Source organism: Mucilaginibacter sp. P4_E8 (assembly GCF_056401495.1).
The window spans coordinates 1-1,525 of the sequence record NZ_JBFUJG010000369.1; the positions used below are offsets into that span (position 1 = coordinate 1).

Consider the following 1,525-nt stretch of genomic DNA (forward strand, 5'->3'; position numbering starts at 1 on the left):
TGGCGGTTCACCTCATTCAGATATTGATGGCAATGAAAAAGCAATTGAATCATTATCTTATGCTATGCGTGAATCAGTATATAAAAATGGATTCCCGGCTAAGAATATTTTCTCAAAACATATACCATCCTTAGTTGATGACATAACAAAAACTGTAGCAGGGTTTACCAGTGATTTTATTACATCATCAATTCGTGACCAATACGGAACTGATATTTATAAGAAATCCACTAAGAGCTAATATCTATCTCTTGTATTTCCTTAAATAGCGTTAAAATGCTTTTTGGAAGAAAATTGTAATAAGGTTTTAAATAATCTTCTATTAAAATTCCTTTAACCGCTTTGGTTGTTTTGTATTTAGAGAACTGATTCGGAAAAGTTGTTTGGTGAATATCAATTATTTCATCTTTTTTAAGTGATAAATGCCACGTTGGTATTTTTATTTTATGACCACAAATTAGTTCTATGTCTGCTGTTGCTCCTAAAGCAATGGCCGTCCCATTCAAATTAGGGATTAGCAATTCAATCACTTTATCAACCAAGGTTTGAATTGTTTCTTCATTTAGCTTATTATATGTAAGATAATCATCGCTCTCTTTAAGTCCGAACTTAATTTTATTTTTTGGTTCTTCTTTCAAAAAGAACAAAGCAAAAAATATGGGGTCAAAAACGTAATTTTCTATATTACGTCTTTCATTTTTACCTAACACTTTTACTCTTTCATTACCTTGGTGGTTATCATCCTTGTCAATTATTCCACAAATATTTTTGTTACCAGCGTTATTAAAAATTTTTACGAATTCTTTAACCCTTGTGTAACCCCCGTCTGCATTACCCGATGATATAAAATTCAGAATTATATCATCATCTAAATCCGGAATTTCAGTTGATAATTTAGTATATAAGGTTTCATAAAATTTAACATCTACATCTGCTTCAACAAATACTTGTTTCCTGTGTTCATAATATATGAAAAGGTTCTTTAGTCCAGAGGTTAATAGTTTTATTGACGTAGGCTTATCAGATTTTTCAAATACTCCGTCATTCATTGAATAAAGTGAGATTTCCGGTGCGAGAGCAACCGTAGAAGGCGAGTGTGAAGTCATAATAACATTTACCTTATTCTCTTGTATAAGTACTTCTTGTATAACATTTAAGAAGCTTTTCGCTAATGATGGATGTAACGTTGCATCGGGTTCATCTAAAAGAAGTGCTTCTGGAATACTTTGGGAATTATCATAGTTTGTACTTGTCGTTAAATTATAAAGGGCAAATATTAAAGAAATGATTGTCTTTTCACCTGATGACAGTTCACCGATTTTTATTTTTATGCCTTTCTTTTTGTGAATGAAAATTGGTTCTACATCTGAATCAACTATGCTTAAATCGGGCTTGGCTATTATATAATCAAAATCGGCTGTATTAACGATGCTTTCTAAATTTATCCAAGGTGCAGTTTCTCTATCTGCCTCATCTCTGTAATGCCAATATTTATAAGCGTACTTCTGATAAAGCTGAGTTAGGT

2 protein-coding genes are annotated in these 1,525 nt (G+C 31.6%); one reads left to right on the forward strand and one right to left on the reverse strand.

From position 1 onward, the window contains the following. On the forward strand, positions 1-241 hold a 241-nt coding region (locus tag AC1DRQ_RS31445), incomplete at its 5' end, for a hypothetical protein (protein ID WP_477430057.1). On the opposite strand, the gene AC1DRQ_RS31450 is transcribed toward AC1DRQ_RS31445, so the two are convergent. Then, the coding region (locus AC1DRQ_RS31450; RefSeq protein ID WP_477430059.1) for an AAA family ATPase at positions 231-1,525 on the reverse strand (1,295 nt) is incomplete at its 5' end. The two genes, AC1DRQ_RS31445 and AC1DRQ_RS31450, sit on opposite strands and share 11 nt — an antisense overlap.